This window comes from Brevibacillus soli, assembly GCF_044759095.2.
In the GTDB taxonomy this organism is placed as follows: Bacteria; Bacillota; Bacilli; order Brevibacillales; family Brevibacillaceae; genus JBIYSM02.
In genome coordinates this window covers 1-18289 of the sequence record NZ_JBIYSM020000012.1, presented here as the reverse complement: position 1 = coordinate 18289, position 18289 = coordinate 1, and the positions used below count along the sequence as shown (strand labels likewise).

The 18289-nt window shown below is 53.9% G+C and carries 21 protein-coding genes; 14 read left to right on the top strand and 7 right to left on the bottom strand.

Translation table 11 applies throughout. The features are described from left to right. Positions 1-79: 79 nt before the first annotated feature. The 4 genes from ACE99V_RS06905 to motB all read left to right on the top strand — a co-directional run bounded on the left by ACE99V_RS06905 (position 80) and on the right by motB (position 2826). Positions 80-400 carry a DUF962 domain-containing protein gene (locus ACE99V_RS06905; RefSeq protein ID WP_400490329.1) on the top strand — a complete coding sequence of 107 codons (321 nt, stop codon included), beginning with the start codon at positions 80-82 and terminating at the stop codon, positions 398-400. Beyond that, positions 401-1132: a ZIP family metal transporter gene (locus tag ACE99V_RS06900; RefSeq protein ID WP_400490328.1), complete on the top strand. Its 732-nt coding sequence runs from the start codon at positions 401-403 to the stop codon at positions 1130-1132. 109 nt (positions 1133-1241) lie between these two features. Further along, a complete protein-coding gene (gene motA, locus ACE99V_RS06895) occupies positions 1242-2045 on the top strand; it encodes a flagellar motor stator protein MotA (protein ID WP_400490327.1) in 804 nt (267 codons plus the stop codon). After that, a complete protein-coding gene (gene motB / locus ACE99V_RS06890) occupies positions 2038-2826 on the top strand; it encodes a flagellar motor protein MotB (protein ID WP_400490326.1) in 789 nt (262 codons plus the stop codon). Before motA ends, motB begins: the two co-directional genes overlap by 8 nt. Before the next feature lie 36 nt (positions 2827-2862). On the opposite strand, the gene ACE99V_RS06885 is transcribed toward motB, so the two are convergent. Next, positions 2863-3324: a low molecular weight protein-tyrosine-phosphatase gene (locus tag ACE99V_RS06885; protein WP_400490325.1), complete on the bottom strand. Its 462-nt coding sequence runs from the start codon at positions 3322-3324 to the stop codon at positions 2863-2865. A gap of 84 nt (positions 3325-3408) precedes the next feature. Here ACE99V_RS06885 and atoS point away from each other — a divergent pair, with 84 nt between their 5' ends. From atoS to ACE99V_RS06870, 3 genes are all read left to right on the top strand, one after another. After that, positions 3409-5226, top strand: a complete 1818-nt coding sequence (gene atoS / locus ACE99V_RS06880; protein WP_400490324.1) for a two-component system sensor histidine kinase AtoS — start codon at positions 3409-3411, stop codon at positions 5224-5226. A gap of 3 nt (positions 5227-5229) precedes the next feature. After that, positions 5230-6609: a sigma-54-dependent transcriptional regulator gene (locus ACE99V_RS06875; RefSeq protein WP_400490323.1), complete on the top strand. Its 1380-nt coding sequence runs from the start codon at positions 5230-5232 to the stop codon at positions 6607-6609. A gap of 146 nt (positions 6610-6755) precedes the next feature. Beyond that, positions 6756-8075, top strand: a complete 1320-nt coding sequence (locus tag ACE99V_RS06870) for a short-chain fatty acid transporter (protein ID WP_400490322.1) — start codon at positions 6756-6758, stop codon at positions 8073-8075. Between the two features lie 66 nt (positions 8076-8141). Here ACE99V_RS06870 and ACE99V_RS06865 read toward each other — a convergent pair whose 3' ends face one another. After that, positions 8142-9002 (bottom strand): YitT family protein, encoded by an 861-nt coding sequence (locus ACE99V_RS06865; protein ID WP_400490399.1) that lies wholly within the window; start codon positions 9000-9002, stop codon positions 8142-8144. Between the two features lie 237 nt (positions 9003-9239). Between ACE99V_RS06865 and ACE99V_RS06860 the strand changes: the two genes are divergently transcribed. Further along, complete coding sequence (locus tag ACE99V_RS06860) at positions 9240-10193, top strand: sporulation protein (protein ID WP_400490321.1); 954 nt, start codon at positions 9240-9242, stop codon at positions 10191-10193. Between the two features lie 86 nt (positions 10194-10279). On the opposite strand, the gene ACE99V_RS06855 is transcribed toward ACE99V_RS06860, so the two are convergent. From ACE99V_RS06855 to ACE99V_RS06840, 4 genes are all read right to left on the bottom strand, one after another. Continuing rightward, positions 10280-11623 (bottom strand): hemolysin family protein, encoded by a 1344-nt coding sequence (locus ACE99V_RS06855; RefSeq protein WP_400490320.1) that lies wholly within the window; start codon positions 11621-11623, stop codon positions 10280-10282. Positions 11624-11987: 364 nt separating this feature from the next. Continuing rightward, the gene (locus ACE99V_RS06850) at positions 11988-13106 is read right to left on the bottom strand and encodes a site-2 protease family protein (RefSeq protein WP_400490319.1); all 1119 of its coding nucleotides are present in this window, start codon (positions 13104-13106) and stop codon (positions 11988-11990) included. A gap of 73 nt (positions 13107-13179) precedes the next feature. Beyond that, entirely contained in the window at positions 13180-13479 is a 300-nt protein-coding gene (locus ACE99V_RS06845) for an iron-sulfur cluster biosynthesis family protein (RefSeq protein ID WP_400490318.1), read from the bottom strand. 269 nt (positions 13480-13748) lie between these two features. Then, on the bottom strand, positions 13749-14102 hold the full coding sequence (locus tag ACE99V_RS06840; RefSeq protein ID WP_400490317.1) for a DUF3905 domain-containing protein: 354 nt from the start codon (positions 14100-14102) through the stop codon (positions 13749-13751). A gap of 510 nt (positions 14103-14612) precedes the next feature. On the opposite strand from ACE99V_RS06840, the gene ACE99V_RS06835 reads away from it, so the two are divergent. Next, a complete protein-coding gene (locus tag ACE99V_RS06835) occupies positions 14613-15428 on the top strand; it encodes a glycosyltransferase family A protein (RefSeq protein WP_400490316.1) in 816 nt (271 codons plus the stop codon). Between the two features lie 40 nt (positions 15429-15468). Here the strand turns inward: ACE99V_RS06835 and sspK are convergent, their stop codons facing one another. Next, positions 15469-15597, bottom strand: coding sequence for a small acid-soluble spore protein K (gene sspK / locus ACE99V_RS06830; RefSeq protein WP_400490315.1), 129 nt, complete (start codon positions 15595-15597; stop codon positions 15469-15471). Between the two features lie 89 nt (positions 15598-15686). Here sspK and ACE99V_RS06825 point away from each other — a divergent pair, with 89 nt between their 5' ends. From ACE99V_RS06825 to ACE99V_RS06805, 5 genes are all read left to right on the top strand, one after another. Continuing rightward, positions 15687-15962: a YqkE family protein gene (locus tag ACE99V_RS06825; RefSeq protein WP_400490314.1), complete on the top strand. Its 276-nt coding sequence runs from the start codon at positions 15687-15689 to the stop codon at positions 15960-15962. Further along, complete coding sequence (locus tag ACE99V_RS06820) at positions 15962-16120, top strand: hypothetical protein (RefSeq protein ID WP_400490313.1); 159 nt, start codon at positions 15962-15964, stop codon at positions 16118-16120. Before ACE99V_RS06825 ends, ACE99V_RS06820 begins: the two co-directional genes overlap by 1 nt. 61 nt (positions 16121-16181) lie before the next feature. Then, positions 16182-16358: a hypothetical protein gene (locus ACE99V_RS06815; RefSeq protein ID WP_400490312.1), complete on the top strand. Its 177-nt coding sequence runs from the start codon at positions 16182-16184 to the stop codon at positions 16356-16358. Positions 16359-16511: 153 nt separating this feature from the next. Continuing rightward, the gene (locus tag ACE99V_RS06810) at positions 16512-17891 is read left to right on the top strand and encodes a glucose-6-phosphate isomerase (RefSeq protein WP_400490311.1); all 1380 of its coding nucleotides are present in this window, start codon (positions 16512-16514) and stop codon (positions 17889-17891) included. Next, positions 17860-18105: an excisionase family DNA-binding protein gene (locus ACE99V_RS06805; RefSeq protein ID WP_400490310.1), complete on the top strand. Its 246-nt coding sequence runs from the start codon at positions 17860-17862 to the stop codon at positions 18103-18105. Before ACE99V_RS06810 ends, ACE99V_RS06805 begins: the two co-directional genes overlap by 32 nt. Positions 18106-18289 lie beyond the last annotated feature (184 nt).

The following is an 18289-nucleotide window of genomic DNA, read 5'->3' as shown; positions in this document are numbered from 1 at the left end:
GTTTTTTTGTTTTCCCGGTCTTCGTGCTGATTGTCGTCGTGGTATGATTGAGGTATGAAGAAGAGGGGGCAAGCGTACGATGAAGCAGAGGGTTCTGCACGATCTGATCATGTATCAGCGGGCCCACAGGGACAAACGCAACCAGTGGCTTCACTACCTGGCGTTTTTCGCTGCGAGTGTGGGCTGGGTTGCGCTGTTGATCGACTGGCGGGTTACGGTTGGCTGCGCCATCCTTCACTACGCCTGCGCATGGACGGGCCACTTCGTGTTTGAACGGAATCGCCCGGCCTCGTTTCAACGGCCGTTCATTGGGTTTTACGCGGGGTTTCTCTGGTTCTTTTTGCGTACATTGGAGATCGTAAGCGGTAAAAGGTGGCTGCCGCAGATGGAGGATATCTAGATGGAACAAGTGCTTGTCGGAAGCGTGTTATCGGCCCTGTCCACCGGTGTCGGGGCACTGCCCATACTGTTTTTCAAAGCGGTGACGCACCGCTGGCGGGATATTTTACTCGCCTTTACCGCCGGGATCATGGTGGCGGCCTCGACGTTCAGTCTCATCCCGCAGGCGTTGGAAGCTTCCAATCTGATGATCGTCTGTCTGGGGGTGTTGACCGGGACGACCGCGCTCACCCTGTTGGAGAGTGTGATTCCGCACATCGACCTGGAGCACTCGCGGATGAACATTTCCATGGATACGCAATCGTTGTTGATTCTGTCCGCCATTACGCTACATAACATTCCGGAGGGGCTGTCCGTCGGGGTTAGCTACTCCAGCGAACAAACGGGGCTGGGGGGGCTGATCGCCTTCGCCATCGGGCTGCAGAACGCGCCGGAGGGCTTTCTCGTCGCTCTGTTCCTGATCAACCAAAAGGTGGGGAGGGGGAAAGCTTTTCTGCTTGCCACCCTGACCGGATCGGTCGAAATCGTCTCGGCACTCGCGGGAAATTACCTCACCTCATTCGTGCAGGGAATGGTTCCGTACGGCCTGTCGTTTGCTGCCGGGGCGATGCTGTTCATCGTGTACAAAGAACTGATACCCGAAAGCCACGGGGACGGCCATGAGCGTTCCGCGACGTTTTCGTTTATTGTCGGACTTCTCGCGATGGTATGTCTCATCCAGTGGTTTGGCTGATCCCCAAAAAGTGTAGAGGAAAAAGTGACATTATCCCTCACATCCAGCGCTGTAATTACCGAAAACATATATAGAGAGATGTAGATAACGTGAGGTAGGGAGTGTCACAATGGAAAAGTCGACCATCATAGGTATTGTTCTAGGAGTCCTCGCAGTAGGTCTGGGTATGGTGCTGAAGCACGCCAACCTGACGTCGCTTCTCAACCCGGCAGCGTTTATGATTATTATTGTCGGTACGGCCGCCTCCCTTTTTAACGCATTTCCCATGGCGGAAATCAAGAGGATCCCGGTCTTGTTCAAAATTATCTTTACGGAACAATCGCTTCCGTCCAAACGCGAACTGATTGACCAGTTCATGAATTGGGCTTCGATTGCGCGCCGCGAAGGTCTGCTTGCGCTGGAAAACACTTCGGACGAGATTCAGGACCCGTTTTTAAAGAACGGTATGAAGATGATTATCGACGGCGGCGAACCGGAGTTTGTCCGCGACGTATTGAACGAAGAAATCCATGCCATTGAAGATCGTCATCTGGCCGGCGCCCAGATCTTTTCGCAGGCGGGTACCTACGCCCCGACCCTCGGGGTACTGGGTGCCGTGGTCGGTTTGATCGCGGCCCTTGGGAATCTGAGTGATATCGACGCGCTCGGCGTGTCCATCGCGGCTGCGTTCGTAGCGACACTTCTCGGTATCTTTACCGGTTACGTGTTGTGGCACCCTTTTGCCAACAAGCTGAAGCGCAAGTCCAAACAGGAAATTGAGATCAAAAAAATCATGGTGGAAGGCCTGCTCTCCATTCAAGCAGGCGTATCGCCGGCGGCCATCGAACAGAAACTCCTCGTCTACCTCCCGTCCAACGAACGCGCGGAAGCGAAGGAAGAGAAGAAGGAGGAGGCTGTTCCCGTAAATGGCTAAAAAAGCGCGGAAACACCATCATGAGGAGCATATGGACGAAACGTGGCTCATTCCGTACGCCGACCTGCTTACCCTGCTGCTCGCCCTGTTCATCGTGTTGTTCGCCTCCAGCAAAATTGATGCGGCCAAGTTTGATCAACTCATGCGTTCCTTTAACGTTGCGTTGAACGGCGGCGTCAGCGTGTTGGATCAGCCAAGCGCCGTACCGATCGATCCCAGTATGGCACAGCAGACGTTCAACCGCAGCCAGCAGGAAGAACAGGAGAAGACGGAAGAGCAGAAGAAGTTTGAGCGGGAGTACAAGCAGGAGACCGAAGACCTGCAAAAGCTGCAGCAGCAGCTGGAAGGCTATATTCAGCAAAACCAGCTGCAGGACAAGCTGCAGACCAGGCTGACAGAGCAAGGTCTGCTGATTACCATTCTGGACAACGCTCTGTTTGATTCCGGAAGTGCCGCACTGAAGCCCGAGGCGCGGAAGCTGGCCACAGAGATGTCGGCCATGCTCGTCCCCCATCCGAAACAGGTGACGGTTACAGGCCATACGGACAACGTTCCGATCAACAAGCCGGAGTTTCCCTCCAACTGGGATTTGAGCGTAAAGCGTGCGGTGAACTTCCTGAAAATCCTGCTGGAAAACAAGAGCTTGGATCCGAGCAAATTCAGCGCCACCGGAAAAGGAGAGTACCATCCGGTTGCCTCCAACTCCACTCCGGAGGGCCGGGCGAAAAACCGCCGGGTCGAGGTGGCCATCTTGCGAAATCTATCATCGCCGCCGAAATAAAACCGGAAAAGAAGAAAGGATAGCGGGTCAAAATCGCTATCCTTTTTCTCTTGCAATATGCTCCAGCAAACCGCGGCAGCCGGCTTCCACCAGCTCATAGACATAGTTGAAACGGCCGGTGTAATAGGGATCTTCCACGTTTCGTTCCGGCAGATGAGCGGCGAAGTCGAGCAGGCGGTATACCTGTTTTCCTTTTGGGGCCATGCGCTGCAGCGCGGCCAGATTTTCTTCGTCCATGCAGATGATGTAGTCGTAGCGGTCAAAGTCTTCTGGCGTAATCTGTCGGGCGCGGATCGTATCATGGGCGATTTCTCTCTCAGACAATACCTTGCGGGTACCGGCATGGGGCGGCTCTCCGGCATGCCATCCGCCTATTCCAGCCGAGTCGACGGCAATCCGTTCGGAGAGTCCTTCTTCTGCCAGCAGATGGCGAAAGACTGCCTCCGCCATGGGGGAGCGGCAGATGTTGCCGAGACAGACAAAGAGAACGTGAACCATAGGTGGTGCTCCTTTCTCCTATGAGACGGTATGTATGATAGAATAGCATGGAAGACGCTTGCTTATAAAGCTGAGGGATACATAATGAAAGCCTATTTTTACCGAATCCGCTTCGTCGCTTCCGTCATTGCCGTGACGTTGCTGCCCATTCTCGTGACGGGCATCGTCCTGCTGCAGGCTGCGGAACAGGCGTTGTTGGAGGAAAAAAAACAAAAGCTGATTGCCATTACCCAACAACTCGACCGTGCGTTGTCAAAAGATTTTGACGAAATCCTGCGCGAATCGGGCATGCAGGATGCTGCACGTCCGGAGAAAATACAGGCGCTGAACCGCGCGCTTATGCCAATTACCGATGAAATCGCTCGTTTACATCCCGGCGTAGGCGTGGGGTATTACGCTGCCGATCTGGATGCGATTGTTACGTACGGACCAAGCAGTGAGATGCATCAACACGTAGGCAAGTCCATCCCTGACAAGCACCCTGGCCGACGGGTCCTGCAAAGCGGTACGGTGGACGTCGCCGTCGGTGAACAGGTGCGCGGGAACATCATGAACGCGATGACCCCCCTGTACCGCAACGGCAAGGTTATCGGATACGCCTGGGGCAACGAGCTGATGAGCAGCATTGACGTCCAGCTTGCCGGAATGCGACAGAGCATTTTCGCCATCCTGGGGATTGGCGGTATGGCGGCGGCGGCGGTAAGCGGGTTATTAATGCACCGACTGGAAGTAATCCTGGCTGAGATCAAGGCGGGGCTGCACAAGCTTAGCCTCAATCTCTCCTTTCGCATGAGACGGCTGGCCGGGGAACCGGGGGAAATCACCGACGCGATCAACAAACTGGCTGCGGACCTGCAGGCGAGTCGAACGCATACGGAAAACATCATTCACAGCATGGACAGCGGGGTAATCGCGCTGGATCACAACGGAGTGGTACAGGCCTGGAATCAGGCAGCATCCGATATAACCGGTATTGCTGTCGACCATGCGATCGGCCGTTCCTATGAGGAGCTGTTTACCGGAGAGGAGACGCTCGTATCGGCGCTCCAGGATACGCTTCAATCGGGGCGTACCAATCGCGATGTGGAATGGCGGTACTGCCACCCGCAGGGGGAGCGGTCTGTCAAGGCAAGCACGTCCATTTTGCGCAGCCCGGCCGGTGACGTATTGGGGGCCATTGTCGTTCTGGAGGATCGAACGGAGTGGAAGACAATGGAGGCGCAGCTCGCTCAGGCCAAACGCCTGGCCGTCATCGGAGAACTGGCAGCCAGCATCGCCCATGAAGTGAGAAATCCGCTTACGTCCATCAAGGCGTTCGCCCAGATCATCGAGGAGGATCTGCCTGCTGAGCACGACAGCCGCGAATATACTGCCATCATTGTGGAAGAGGTGGAGCGGTTAAACCAGTTTACCGACGAGCTGCTGCTGTTTTCCCGCCCGAAAGAGGAGCGCAATGTTCCCGTGGTCATCCATGACGTGCTGGAGCAGACGCTCTTGCTGCTCAAGCGAAAGGCCGCCAAGCAGAAGGTGGAACTAACCAGACAGTATTTTCCTGGCCTGCCGCCGGTGGAGGCTTCACCTGAGCTGTTGAAGCAGGTTTTCCTCAACATCCTGCTCAATGCGCTGCAGGCCATGCCTCAGGGAGGCGGACTTCAGCTGCAAACAGAGGGGGACGAGCACTGCGTCTGGGTACATGTCACGAATGACGGGCAGCCGATAGCCGAAGCGCATCTGAATTCGATCTTCGAGCCGTTTTTTACGACCAAACCTTCGGGAACCGGTCTCGGTCTGTCCATCTCACAGCGGATTGTTCAAGCATACGGCGGCAATATTTCCGTGCAAAACGTGCCGAACGGTGTCCGCTTTACCGTGGAACTGCCTGTGAAAAAGGAGGGGGTGTGACGTATGACGCAACGCATTTTACTGGTGGACGATGAAGCCAATGTGAGAAAAGCGCTGACCACTGCCCTTCGTAAAGAAGGATACGAGACGCAGGAAGCGGCCAGCGGGGCACAGGCGCTGGAGATGATGCCGTCGTTCCTTCCTGACGTGATGCTGATCGATCTGCGCATGCCCGAGCTGGACGGGATGGAGACGCTCCGTCGGTTGAAGCAAAGCGATGGGCCGCAGCCCAACGTGGTGATGATGACGGCTTACGGTTCAGCCGACGACGTGATGGAAGCGATGAAATGGGGCGCCTTTGACTACGTACAAAAGCCGTTTGACCTGGCGCAGGTCAAGCAGGTGGTAGCCAAAGCACTGGCCAATCGTCAGACAGCAGAACGGGAAGAGCCGCTGGAGGAAAAGCCGGAACGACCGAACAACCTCGTTGGTCTAAGCTCCAAGATGCAGGAAGTGTACAAGCTTGTCGGCAAAGTGAGCATGACCAAAGCGACGGTGCTGATTCAAGGTGAGAGCGGAACAGGCAAGGAGCTGATCGCCCGTGCCATCCACGCGAACAGTGCACGGGGGGACAAGCCGCTGATTTCCGTCAACTGCGGGGCGATTCCGGAGAATCTGCTGGAAAGCGAACTGTTCGGCTACGAACGTGGGGCTTTTACGGGCGCGGCCGGACGAAAACCCGGCATGTTTGAGCTCGCAGATGGAGGAACGCTCTTTTTGGACGAAATCGGCGAGCTCAGTCTGCCGCTGCAGGTAAAGCTGCTGCGCGCGCTTCAGGAGCGGTCGATTACCCGGCTGGGCGGGCTGGAAGCAGTACCGGTCGACGTCCGTATCATCGCCGCCACCAATCAGAATTTGGTGGAGCGAATGAAGCGGGGCTTGTTTCGCGAGGATTTATACTACCGGCTCAACGTCGTACCGATTTGGGTTCCGCCTCTGCGTCAGCGAAAGGAAGACATTCCGCTTCTGGTCCAACACTTCCTCGCCAAGTTTCGCGGGCAAATGGGCAAACCGATTCGCACGATCAACCAGGAAGCCATGGAGATGCTGATCGCTTTTGATTGGCCGGGAAACGTGCGACAGCTGGAAAACGTGATCGAGCGGGCAATGGTAATGGTCAACGGCGCGGCCATATTGCCGGAACATCTCCAGACCCATCTGCCGGCCGGAGGGAAGGTTGAAGCCCAGGTGGCCGCGGGCATTCGCTTTGAGGGGAGAACCATGCGGGAGATCCTGCAGGAAGTGGAGCGGGAAGTGATCCGGCGCACGCTGCGAAAGACCGGCGGCAACAAGGTTCAGACGGCAAGGCTTCTCGGCATGTCGCGAAGGGCCTTGCTGTACAAAATTGAAGCATACGGTCTTGATAGGGAAGAAGATGAATAAAAAAGATACAGCTTGTGCAAAAAGTAGTCAGCTATACGTGGAAACGACATGAAAGCGCCTTCAATTTCGGCGCTTTTTTCTCTGGCACGTTTTATGCATTTTCAAAGTATTGTTCCTTATCACTTTTTTTAGAAAGGGGATTTCCTGTGTTTCAATCACTTACCAATGCATCAGTACGAATGGTGCAGCGCTATTTGCCCGATCCGTTTTTATTTGCCGTCATCCTTACATTAGTGGTCTTCGTGGCAGGCATGTTCGTGAACGGAAAGAGCCCGATGGAGATGGTCAACTTCTGGGGCAACGGGTTCTGGAGCCTGCTGAGCTTCTCCATGCAGATGGTACTCGTGCTCGTGACCGGACATACGCTGGCAAGTACGGAGATTTTCAAGAAGGGAATGCGTTCGGTTGCCGGGATTGCGAGAACTCCGGGCCAGGCAATCGTGCTCACCACTTTTGTCTCGTGCCTGGCTTCGTTGCTCAACTGGGGATTCGGGCTTGTAATCGGGGCCCTGCTTGCCAAAGAGGTCGCCCGTCAAGTGGAGAAAGTAGATTATCGCCTGTTGATTGCAAGCGCTTACAGCGGTTTTGTCGTTTGGCATGGTGGGTTGTCGGGTTCGGTCCCTCTGACGATTGCGACCGAGAAGCACACCATGCAGGATTTGATCGGAATTATCCCTACCTCTGAAACGATTTTCGCTCCTTTTAACATCGCGATCGTTCTGGGAATTATCATCATTCTTCCGATTGTGAACCGCCTCATGATGCCATCGGAAAAAGATACGGTCGTGTACAAAGGACCTGGTTTGGCTCAGGAGGAGATGGCTGCAGCACAAGCGACCGCTGACACGCCTGCGGACAAGTTGGAAAACAGCCGGTTTGTTTCCCTGCTTGTCTCCTTGCTGGGCTTCGCGTTTATCATCGGGTATTTCGTGGAGAAGGGCTTCAAGCTGAACCTGGATATCGTCAACATCATCTTCTTGTTCCTGGGGATTTTGCTGCACGGCACGCCGCGTCGCTTCCTTGACGCCATGGGCGAAGCGATCAAAGGCTCGGCGGGAATCGTTGTCCAGTTCCCGTTCTATGCCGGTATAATCGGCATGATGACTGCATCCGGACTGGCTGCTTCCATTTCCAACTGGTTTATCAGCATTTCGACGGCGACGACTTTCCCGCTGTTTACCTTCTGGAGTGCCGGCTTGGTCAACATCTTTGTTCCTTCCGGCGGCGGACAATGGGCGGTACAGGCGCCGATCATGCTGCCGGCTGCTGCAGAGTTGGGCGTATCCAATGCCAAAGTGGCAATGGCGATCGCCTGGGGAGATGCCTGGACCAACCTGATTCAGCCGTTCTGGGCACTTCCGGCGCTGGCTATCGCTGGGCTGGGCGCGCGCGACATTATGGGCTACTGCCTGATGATGCTGTTCGTAACCGGTGCTATTATCAGTCTGGGCTTTCTGATTTTCTAGTCCAAACAAACAGACAGGCAGGGACCGATATGACGGTTCCTGCCTGTTTTGTATGCTTTGGGTCTCTTAGTGAATGCTTTTCTTCTTGAAGCGCCCGCCCTTCACGTCGTGAATGTTTCCGACCGCGAGGAATGCTGACGGGTCGATATCTTCGACAATCAGCTTCAGTTTCGCTTCCTCCAGACGCGTGATGACGCAGAAAATCACTTTTTTATCGTCGCCGGTGTAACCGCCTTCTCCGCTCAGGTACGTCACGCCCCGTCCGAGACGAGCCACGATGGCATCGCCGATTTCCTTGTGATTGTCACTGATAATCCACACCGATTTGGACTCCTGAAAGCCTTCGATCGTCAGATCAATCATCTTGAAAGCGATGTAATAGGCGATAAGAGAGTACATGGCCCGGTCCCAGCCAAAGACAAAGCCTGCGCTGGCCAAAATAAACACATTGATGAACATGACAATTTCGCCCACTGAAAACGGCGTTCGCTTGGTAAACAGGATCGCCACAATTTCCGTCCCATCCAGCGAGCCCCCGTAGCGAATGACCATCCCGACGCCAATCCCGAGAATGATCCCGCCGAAAACTGCCGCCAAGAGCGGGTCTTCCGTCAATCCCGGAACAGGATGAAGAAGTGTCGTGCCGATTGACATGACGGTGACGCCAAACAGCGTGGATATGGCAAACGTTTTCCCGATCTGTTTGTAACCGATGATCAAGAACGGCAGGTTCAAGAGAAACAAAAACAAGCCCAATGCCCATCCGCTCAGATGGGAAAGGATAATCGATATTCCAACTATCCCTCCGTCAATAATGCGGTTTGGGACCAAAAAAATTTCCAGACCTACAGACACAAGCACGGCTCCCAGGAAAATAAAAAGAGAGCGTTTGATGATCTTCAGCAGGGAAAGCCTTTGATGAGTCAATGCCGCGGTAGATTCCGTCAACTCTCCATCCCCCTTTGATTGTGATTTTTCTTACAATCATTGTAACATAAAAACGCGGGGTCGCCAAAAACAGAAGTGTCATGTAAGCTTCACAGTTTAGGCAGAATATAGGGTAAAACAAAGTTCGCGACTGGGACAAGAAAGATATGGCGGAGATTACGTAATCCGCAGTAAACTAATAATATAAGAGTTCGATAATATGAGGAGGAGCAATCCATGTTGAAAAAGTTGATGGCAAAGTTTGGCGTAGGTGCAGCGATTGTGGATTTGCGACTGGACCAGCCGTCTTTCCGACTTGGTGAAACCATGACAGGAACGATTCACATCGAAGGCGGAAGCGTGGAACAGCGCATTTCCGAACTGAGTGTGCTCCTGTTGATGAAGACGTACATAAACGGCCAGGAAATAACCCGTCCTGTGCAATCGATTCCGGTGTTAAAAGGCTTTGCCGTGCAGCCCAAACCGTTTGTGCAGGACATTCCGTTCACGTTCCAGATCCCGGCTTCCCTTGCCGTTTCCACCCCGTCCCTGCAGTATTTTCTGCACACCAAACTGGACGTGGAAATGTCGCTTGACCCGACCGATCTGGACTATGTGCAGATTCTCCCGCCAAAACGGATTGAAAAGGTGATCGAGGCTCTACTGCGGAATGATTTCCGCCAAAAGCCCGACTCGGGAAAGCTGACGCCGTACGGCCAGGAATTCTCGTTTTTCCCCGGCAGACCAATGGGGGTTCCGCTCAACGAACTGGAAGTGATCTTTTTTGACACACCGGAGGAGCTGCGCATGTTGGTCGAACTGGATATCGCGGTGCCCGGACTGTTTTCCCGTGAAAAGGAGCACAAGGTCGAGATCGTGGTCACGAACGACCTGCTGGAGGACGGAAGGGAAGAGGCATTGGCCCGCTACCTTATGGAGAAGATTGAGGGATTTGCGAACAACCCCCAAACTATCCCGTATGTATCGATGGCAACCTACCAGCAGGGGTACCACGGACATCATGGTCACGGCATGGGCGGCATGATCGGGGGAATGGCTGCCGGTTTGCTCGGCGGACTTCTGCTTGGCGAACTGATGTCGGAAGCGGCGGAGTCAGCAGGTGATCTGTTTGATGATGAGGGCGGCGATGACGGAGGATTTGATTTTGGATTTGGCGACGACGAACTGTAATTCGTTGTGCCCGTAACATGAAAACCCACCTGTATCCGTTGATGGTACGGAACAGGTGGGTTTTTATCATTGTGAAGCAGTAAGCATTACGAAACGAGCACAGGCTGTTCAATTTGTTCTTCCCTATTTTTGACAACAGGAGTAATGGAGATCCGCGTGATGCGGTGGTTATCCATTTCCGTAATGGTGAACAGATGGTTTTCCCATTCCATCGATCGGCCAACAGCAATGTCTTCGTTCAACTGACTGTAGATCCAACCGGCAATCGTATCGACGTCTTCCGACTCTAATTCAAACGGCAGGTGATCGTTCAAATCGTCAAGCAGCATCTGACCGGAGACAGACATCCCGTGTTTTCCTTTTTCAATTTCAGGTCGCTCGTTTCCGTCAAATTCATCCCGGATGTCACCCACGATCTCTTCCAGGATATCTTCCATGGTCAAGAGGCCTGCCGTGCCACCGTACTCATCGATGACGATGGCTAATTGGGAACGGCGCTTTTGCATCAAGCGAAGCACGTGGCTGATTTCCATGGATTCCGGGACGGTAAGCACGGGACGAAGCAGCTTATCCAAGCGGACATCCTCTCCGTTTAATGCTGCCAGATAAAAATCTGACGAGTGTACAAAACCAATGATGTTATCCTTGTCCTCATCCGCAACCGGGAAACGGGTATGCCGTTCGGAACGAATCGTATTCAGGTTTTCCTGATACGTATTGGAGGTATACAGGCAAACCATTTCGATACGCGGAATCATAATCTCGCGGGCGAGTGTCTCGGAGAACTCAAACACGTTGTCCACCAGAGCCAGCTCCGTTTGATCGATGTGCCCGCTTTTATGGCTTTCGTTTACCAGTATGCGAATCTCTTCTTCGGTGTGGGCTGCATCGTGCTCTGATACGGGCTCCAATCCCATTCGTTTCAGCAAGCGGTTCGCTGTCCCGTTCAGGAACCAGATGGCAGGGAAGAACAGTTTGTAAAACAGCATCAAGGGAACTGCCACCCACAAAGAGGCAGCTTCCGCTTTTTGAATCGCCAAGGACTTTGGAGCCAGCTCTCCCAACACGATGTGCAGGAAGGTAATGATCGCAAAAGCGATCCCGAAGGAGAGGGTGGTAATCAGGTAATCCGGCAGCTGCCAATGGCCCAGTAACGGCTCGATGATCATGTGGGCAATGGCGGGTTCACCCACCCATCCCAATCCCAGGGAGGCAAGAGTAATCCCTACCTGACATGCCGATAGATAAGCATCCAGCTGTTGCGTTACTTTTTGGGCGTAAGCGGCTCGCTTGTTTCCCTCGTTTACAAGCTGCGCCAGTCGGGTTTGCCGCACTTTTACAAGAGCAAACTCGGCGGCAACGAAGAAACCGTTGAGGAAAACAAGAAAGGCTACCAAGAGCAAATTGAGTAATATCGGGACGCTTTCCAAAAAAAGAGTCATCCTTTCGTAATCAGCTTTTTTTACAAATTTTCACTTTTAGTATACGAGGAAAAAGATTTTGAATCAAAGCGGAAGGGGGGCTGTTTTCACCCAAAACAAGGGTATTTAGGGTGAAAAACGAGGTGGTGAATCCCTCTCTTATGTTTTTGTTTCGTAGATGGGGCTAGATGGTTAGGACGCCATGTTTCTATTCGGAACGGCTTACATGAAAAACGTCTGGCTGTGAACACCAGACGTTTTTGTCCGCATATAAGAATTTATAAATTTGGACATTCCATACAGCCGCTAGAAAAGTGTTCGGGGCCCCGCCCGGCGAAGCGTTAGCTAATGCCGGGTGGGTTTTCTTGAATCATTACCTGTTTAACAGGGATGAACCGTACAAAAGGAACAGGGAGAGTGCGCCGGCCAGCGCCAGGTATGCCACGAGAACCTTCCACTTCGTTTTCGTCGGTGAGTCGTAGTAGGTCGCCAACCGGTCCAGCTGCTCGCCCAGTTTGCGCAGTCTCTCACGGGCCTCCTGCTCCGCCTCAGCCAGCAGGGGAGAGGGGACGGGCCGCAGCGGGTTGCCGTCCAGGAACAGCACGGGTGTCCGTTCCCACAGCTGGAACAGCTCCCAGGTGCGCTCCGCGTACTCCTTATCCAACCGGATGCGGTCCCGCTCAAATCGTCGGTCGTCGTGGAAAAACGGCAAAAAGAAGCGCTGTTTCGGCGGTTTGGCTGCAGCGTAAAAATAGCTTTGCGTCATCAGGCGGGCACGAGTCTCCGCTGTTTCCGCGAGCGTGGGCCACTGTGCCAGTTCGTCCAGGAAATCGAGCAGCTTTTCTTTTTCATAGGACAGGACCCGCTGTTGATAACCCTCCCGCAGTCGATTCCACCAGGTCATCAAGCCGAACAGGAAGATCAGGAACAGCAGCGGATCAGGAGAAAACACCAGCATGGCCAAAAGCCCCAGCAGACCGAAAAACCAGATCTTCGTGGACAGCACAGAGACGATCCGGCCTCCGTCCAGCGGAGAAACCGGGAGCAGATTAAACAGGTTGATCATCGCCCCGAGGAAAATCACCAGCGCCCAAAAGTCATGCCCCGTCCACCAGTAGAGCGGCAGAGCGGGCAGGAAGGCAAGCATCCCCGCGAGCGGCCCTCCGTAAGCAAGATAGGCTTCCGTGCGAGCGTCCCTCGGCTGGTCCTTCATGGAAATAAAGGCACCGGCAAACGGGATAAAGACCGCGGGCGAAGTGCGGATTCCTTTTCGTTTGGCGGCAATCACGTGCCCCATTTCGTGCACAAAGATCAAATAGACGAGCGCTGCGCCGAATTTCCAGCCGTACAGCCAGGCGTAAGCGCCAAGGCTCACGATCATGGAAAGAAAAGTAGTCCCGAACTTGGAGAATTTCAAAAAAGTGCCCAGCCATTTCAAATTGGCCAGCAAAAAAGCGCCGATGGCAAGAAAAGTGGAACGGGTTTTGTTCATCCAAACAGTCCTCCCGGAGGATACGAAAGCTGAGGTTCAATCGTATATACGAATAAATGGTAAAAAAGTTTCCCTACTCCTCCAACCGTGTATTGCGGAAGGAAAAGCCGTATTCGCCGTATAGCGGATCGTAGTTCAGCTCGGCGCCGTCAAAGTACCAGAAATCACCGGGGCGAACGACAAAACGCAGCCCCTCAACTTCAAACACTGCGTCGCCGGGTAGGACCTCGTCTTTTTCAATGGCATAAAACAGTCCGCCTGTTCCGGGACCTCCCGTACGCGCGTACAAGCGCAGCGTGTCGCCGGGGCGAAAGTCGGCGTACCGCTGGTAGGCCCGTGCGAACTCCGGATGGATGCGCAGTTGGATTGTCACAGAGATTCTCTCCTCTCCCGTTCATTTGCCCACCCATTGTACCACAAATGGAAATATCCCACCCGGCTCAAGACCACCCCAAAAAGTGAAGAGTAGCTATGCAGAGTATTCCGATATTTTAGGGGCCCCGTATTTGCGCTTCGCCGGGCGGGGCCCCGAACACTTTTCTAGCGGCTGTATGGGATGTCCAAATTTATAAATTCTTATACACTAAAAAAACGCCGCTTGTTTGGAAGCGGCGCTGCCCGTTCTGAGCGAGCGAAAAAGTGTCAGTCTTTTCCGTGGCTGACGTCAATCGTGGGATGCATAAACGGAACGCCTTTGGGCGGTTTCTTTTCCAGCAATTCCTTGTTCTCCGTGGTGTTCCAGCCGATGTCGTTGGTCGGATGCACCCAGCGGTCCCCTGCCATCACGGACGGGTCCGTCTCGGTGCTCCACTGGTTCAACGGCGACTCGGGTGAATTGTAGAAGCTGTCTCCAATGACAACGCCGAATTCGTTGACGAAGGGTTTTTCCATTTTTTTCGCAGACTTTTTGAAATCGGGTGCCTCAATCTGGTGCGGGAGCGTACCGTCGATGGCGACATTTTCTACGGGGTCGTTCCCTCGCGTACGGTTGTCCATCGCTTATTCCCTCCTTAAGGAATCCTGTAACGAGTATGCCTAATCTCTCTCCTCCTTATGCGCCGGTCTCGTTCCTACTTTTTGACTAGTCCCTGCGCCCAGCCATATTGTCGGAAGGTGGCATAGGATACACAAAAGCGAAGCTCGAAGTAGTTTCGCCACTAAGAAGCACCCTACGGGCACCTGGGTGTGGCTTCGCATGGAAGAAGCTCGAAGTAGTTTCGCCACTAAGAAGCACCCTACGGGCACCTGGGTGTGGCTTCGCATGGAAGAAGCTCGAAGTAGTTTCGCCACTAAGAAGCACCCTACGGGCACCTGGGTGTGGCTTCGCATGGAAGAAGCTCGAAGTAGTTTCGCCACTAAGAAGCACCCTACGGGCACCTGGATGTGGCTTCGCAAGGAAGAAGCTCGAAGTAGTTTCGCCACTAAGAAGCACCCTACGGGCACCTGGATGTGGCTTCGCATGGATGAAGCTCGAAGTAGTTTCGCCACTAAGAAGGGGGAGATCCGATGTTTACGAGCGTAGTCATACCTTCCAGAAATGCGGTCGATCGGCTCCTTTACACCCTGTATAGTCTGAATCTTCAATATACGTCATTTGATGATTTTGAAGTGATTGTAATGGACAATGCGTCGACCGATGGAACGGCAGAGAGAGTCAGCCGCTTCTCTGCCCACTATCCGCTTCGGTGCCACCGCTCCCGCCGTCAGCTTTCCCGCTCTCAGTTGCTGAATGGCGGTGTAGAGAAGGCAAAAGGATGCAGTGTGATTTTGCTGGGCTGCGACATGATTGTTCCGCGGGAGTTTGTCGGAACCCATCGGCAGGCTCACCTTCAGGATGATCGGCTGGTGCTGCTCGGGATCGGTCAGCGTCGCATTTACTCGGTGTACTATCCGCGGTTCAGTCTGGCTCAGCACCATGAATGCGAGGCATGGCTGGAGCATTATCCCCAGATCAAGCGTCCGCACACCAACGTAAAAGTGGTTCCGCTGCTTGAGGAAAAGCAGATCACAAGCGGACTGCCGTTTCATATCGGCTTGTCCTGCGCGGACGCGGAGCGAAGGCAGTCGATCCGGGAAAAGGGCGGCAGAATTTGGCCGCTGTTTCAAACGAACCATGTTTCCCTGCCGCGGTGGGCTTTTCATGATGCCGGCAGGTTCAAGACACTGCCGCGAAAAGAGATGGAGCAGGAAATGGCCAGACGCTTGGTTCAATCCGGGTACCGTTTTCAAATTGCTGACAAACTGCTGCTGCTCAAACAGGAGCATCCCCCGGAAAGCACGTCCGACCCGAAGCGGGCGAAGAAAAACCACCGCATGAAATAGACATGACGGCGGTTCGTTACGGCGGAGCCTGCGGGTTATACTACCGGTTTTCTTTTAGGCGTTCTTGTGGTTCACTATTTATGGAGCCATCGGAGCGGACAGCCTCGGATTGCGCCTTGGGGCCGCGAATTTCTGCGGTTTTTCCGAAGTCTTTGGCTTTGTTTCGCATGTTCTGCCCTCCTCTTTGGGTGCATGACTGTAGTATGACCCAAAACGGCAGAATGTAATGAAGGACTTTAGTAAGAAGGGGATGACAAAATGGCCAAAAAACAGCAGAAAATGAACCGTAATCAGACATATACAACCGGCGTGGTGCAGGAAACCAGGACGGGCCAGAGCTTCAAGGAGATGCTGAACGAGGACGCGCTGGCCAGGTTAAAACAACTGGAGAGAGACGTAAAAGCAGCCAAGGAGCGGGAAGAGCAGGAGGCAGTCGAGCGAAAACGCCGGGAGCAGGAGGAAAAGGAACGCAACAAGAGCTTTGCTGAACTGTTGAACGAATACGAGAAAAAAGGCGGAGGCAAGTACAGCTGATGGACGATCGGGATCGTCGGCCTGACACTTCCAAAAATGGTCGCATGAAGCGGCACCAGCTGGACCTTCGCCGCGAAGAGATCAAAGAGCGGGGACGGAGTGTCGTGTCCCGTCTAGGCAAAAAGAAGCGCGAAAAAACGGACGAGCCCACGACCTGATCCGATGGATTTTTTCCTCCCATTTCCCATATAGGTAATACGAAGGGAAAGGAGGGGAAGCATGGGCACGTTCCTGCTGCTTGTCAGCGTCCTCTGCGTGGCGCTGGGGACCTGGAGGCTGCTCGGTATGGTGAAGGAGGATAAACCTGGCAGCAAGACGCTTTGGATCGTCGTGACCGGTGCCGGTATCATGCTGTTTTTCCTCTTGAAGCTGTTGACGGACACCGGTCCGGCGTAAATCATATAGAAAGCAAAGCACCTCGGCCGAATGAAAGGTTGGGGTGCTTGTTGTTCAAAATGGAAAAAGGTAACAAAATGGATCAAAGTAAATAGGCCAGAGTGTGACGTTCATGTTAACATAGGAGGCAGAACACCTATTTCGGAGGGACATATGAACCAGGCGCTATCCTTTGATTTTTCCAAAGCTCTCCCTTTCGTTCAGCCTCACGAGTGGGAATTTCTGGCTCCCGCGGTGAAGCAGGCGCACGAGATGCTTCATCAGAAAACGGGACCGGGTCATGACTTCCTCGGCTGGCTGGATCTTCCCGTCAGCTGCGATCGGGAGGAGTACGCCCGCATCAAACAGGCGGCGGCAAAGATCCAATCCGACTCCGACGTGCTGCTGGTCATCGGCATCGGGGGGTCCTACCTGGGGGCAAAAGCGGCTGTGGATATTCTCGGGCACAGCTTCTACAACCTGCTGCCGAAATCCAAACGGAAGACCCCGGAAATTTACTTCGTCGGCAATAATATCAGCCCCATCTACGTCACCCACCTGATGGACGTCCTGGAAGGAAAGGACGTCTCCATCAACGTCATCTCCAAATCAGGGACTACGAGTGAACCGGCGATTGCGTTTCGGCTGTTCCGCGGCTACATGGAGAAAAAATACGGGCGGCAGGAAGCCCGCAAACGCATCTACGCCACCACTGACAAGACGCGCGGGGCGTTGAAACAGCTGGCCGCAGAGGAAGGCTATGAAACATTCGTCATCCCGGACGACGTGGGCGGCCGCTACTCGGTGTTGACAGCGGTCGGCCTTTTGCCGATCGCGGCGAGCGGAGCCGATATTGACGCGTTGATGCAGGGAGCTGCAGATGCCCGCCAGCGTTACCTGACACCGGAGCTGTCCGACAACCCCTGCTACCAGTACGCCGCCGTCCGCAACGCACTGTACCGCAAAGGAAAAACCATCGAGCTGTTGGTCAGCTACGAGCCGCAGTTCCGCTATTTCACCGAGTGGTGGAAGCAGCTGTTCGGCGAGTCCGAAGGCAAGGACGGCAAGGGCATATTCCCGGCGTCAGTCGACTTTTCCGCCGACCTGCACTCGATGGGGCAGTACATCCAGGACGGGATGCGCAATCTGTTTGAAACGGTTTTGCATGTGACGAAACCGGCTGTCGATGTGACGATCCACGAGGATGAGGACAACCTGGACGGATTGAACTTCCTCGCCGGCAAGGGAATGGATTTCGTCAACAAAAAAGCGTTTGAAGGCACGTTGCTCGCCCATGTCGACGGAGGGGTGCCGAACCTGGTGGTGGAAATTCCGGAAGTGTCGGCCTATCACCTCGGGCAGTTGATCTACTTCTTCGAAAAGGCATGCGGCATCAGCGGCTACCTCTTGGGCGTCAATCCGTTTGACCAGCCAGGCGTAGAGGCGTACAAGGCCAACATGTACGCGCTTTTGGGAAAACCGGGGTTTGAAAAGCAAAAAACAGAGCTGGAAGCGAGATGGAATGGAACCAACGAAAACCTATCTGACCGTTAAAGAAACCGCTGCCTATCTCGAACTGCCCGAAACGTTTATTCTGGAAAAGATCGCGGAAGGCCGGATCCGTGCCGTTCACAACGGGACCGAGTACTTGATCAACAAAGAGCAGTTCAACCATCATCGGGAGCAGATCCGCAAGCTGCGGGAGTGGGAGGAGCACATCAAGCACGAACCCATTCCGGAAAGCTACGATGTGAAGGACGAGGATTGACACGCTCAGTGTTTTGGGCCCCACTCGGCGCAGCGTTAGCTAGTTACTCCTGAAAAAATCGTTTTTTGGCAGAAGCATCTCATTGTGGTGAATCTCAGGGGGCTACCGTGTAACTGTATCCGTTAATCGTTGCTTATTTGGCCATTTGGGCTGCTCTTCTGAGGTTATGAGCCCAGATTCCGAA

What these genes read in the sequence shown, in the direction of transcription:
- motA (WP_400490327.1), top strand. Translation starts at nt 1,242, where the DNA reads ATGGAAAAGTCGACCATCATAGGTATTGTTCTAGGAGTCCTCGCAGTA.
- ACE99V_RS06805 (WP_400490310.1), top strand. Translation starts at nt 17,860, where the DNA reads ATGGAACCAACGAAAACCTATCTGACCGTTAAAGAAACCGCTGCCTAT.
- ACE99V_RS06840 (WP_400490317.1), bottom strand. Translation starts at nt 14,102, where the DNA reads ATGGACAACCGTACGCGAGGGAACGACCCCGTAGAAAATGTCGCCATC.
- motB (WP_400490326.1), top strand. Translation starts at nt 2,038, where the DNA reads ATGGCTAAAAAAGCGCGGAAACACCATCATGAGGAGCATATGGACGAA.
- ACE99V_RS06825 (WP_400490314.1), top strand. Translation starts at nt 15,687, where the DNA reads ATGGCCAAAAAACAGCAGAAAATGAACCGTAATCAGACATATACAACC.
- ACE99V_RS06850 (WP_400490319.1), bottom strand. Translation starts at nt 13,106, where the DNA reads ATGAACAAAACCCGTTCCACTTTTCTTGCCATCGGCGCTTTTTTGCTG.
- ACE99V_RS06835 (WP_400490316.1), top strand. Translation starts at nt 14,613, where the DNA reads ATGTTTACGAGCGTAGTCATACCTTCCAGAAATGCGGTCGATCGGCTC.
- ACE99V_RS06815 (WP_400490312.1), top strand. Translation starts at nt 16,182, where the DNA reads ATGGGCACGTTCCTGCTGCTTGTCAGCGTCCTCTGCGTGGCGCTGGGG.
- ACE99V_RS06905 (WP_400490329.1), top strand. Translation starts at nt 80, where the DNA reads ATGAAGCAGAGGGTTCTGCACGATCTGATCATGTATCAGCGGGCCCAC.
- ACE99V_RS06820 (WP_400490313.1), top strand. Translation starts at nt 15,962, where the DNA reads ATGGACGATCGGGATCGTCGGCCTGACACTTCCAAAAATGGTCGCATG.
- ACE99V_RS06885 (WP_400490325.1), bottom strand. Translation starts at nt 3,324, where the DNA reads ATGGTTCACGTTCTCTTTGTCTGTCTCGGCAACATCTGCCGCTCCCCC.
- ACE99V_RS06900 (WP_400490328.1), top strand. Translation starts at nt 401, where the DNA reads ATGGAACAAGTGCTTGTCGGAAGCGTGTTATCGGCCCTGTCCACCGGT.
- atoS (WP_400490324.1), top strand. Translation starts at nt 3,409, where the DNA reads ATGAAAGCCTATTTTTACCGAATCCGCTTCGTCGCTTCCGTCATTGCC.
- sspK (WP_400490315.1), bottom strand. Translation starts at nt 15,597, where the DNA reads ATGCGAAACAAAGCCAAAGACTTCGGAAAAACCGCAGAAATTCGCGGC.
- ACE99V_RS06810 (WP_400490311.1), top strand. Translation starts at nt 16,512, where the DNA reads ATGAACCAGGCGCTATCCTTTGATTTTTCCAAAGCTCTCCCTTTCGTT.
- ACE99V_RS06860 (WP_400490321.1), top strand. Translation starts at nt 9,240, where the DNA reads ATGTTGAAAAAGTTGATGGCAAAGTTTGGCGTAGGTGCAGCGATTGTG.
- ACE99V_RS06875 (WP_400490323.1), top strand. Translation starts at nt 5,230, where the DNA reads ATGACGCAACGCATTTTACTGGTGGACGATGAAGCCAATGTGAGAAAA.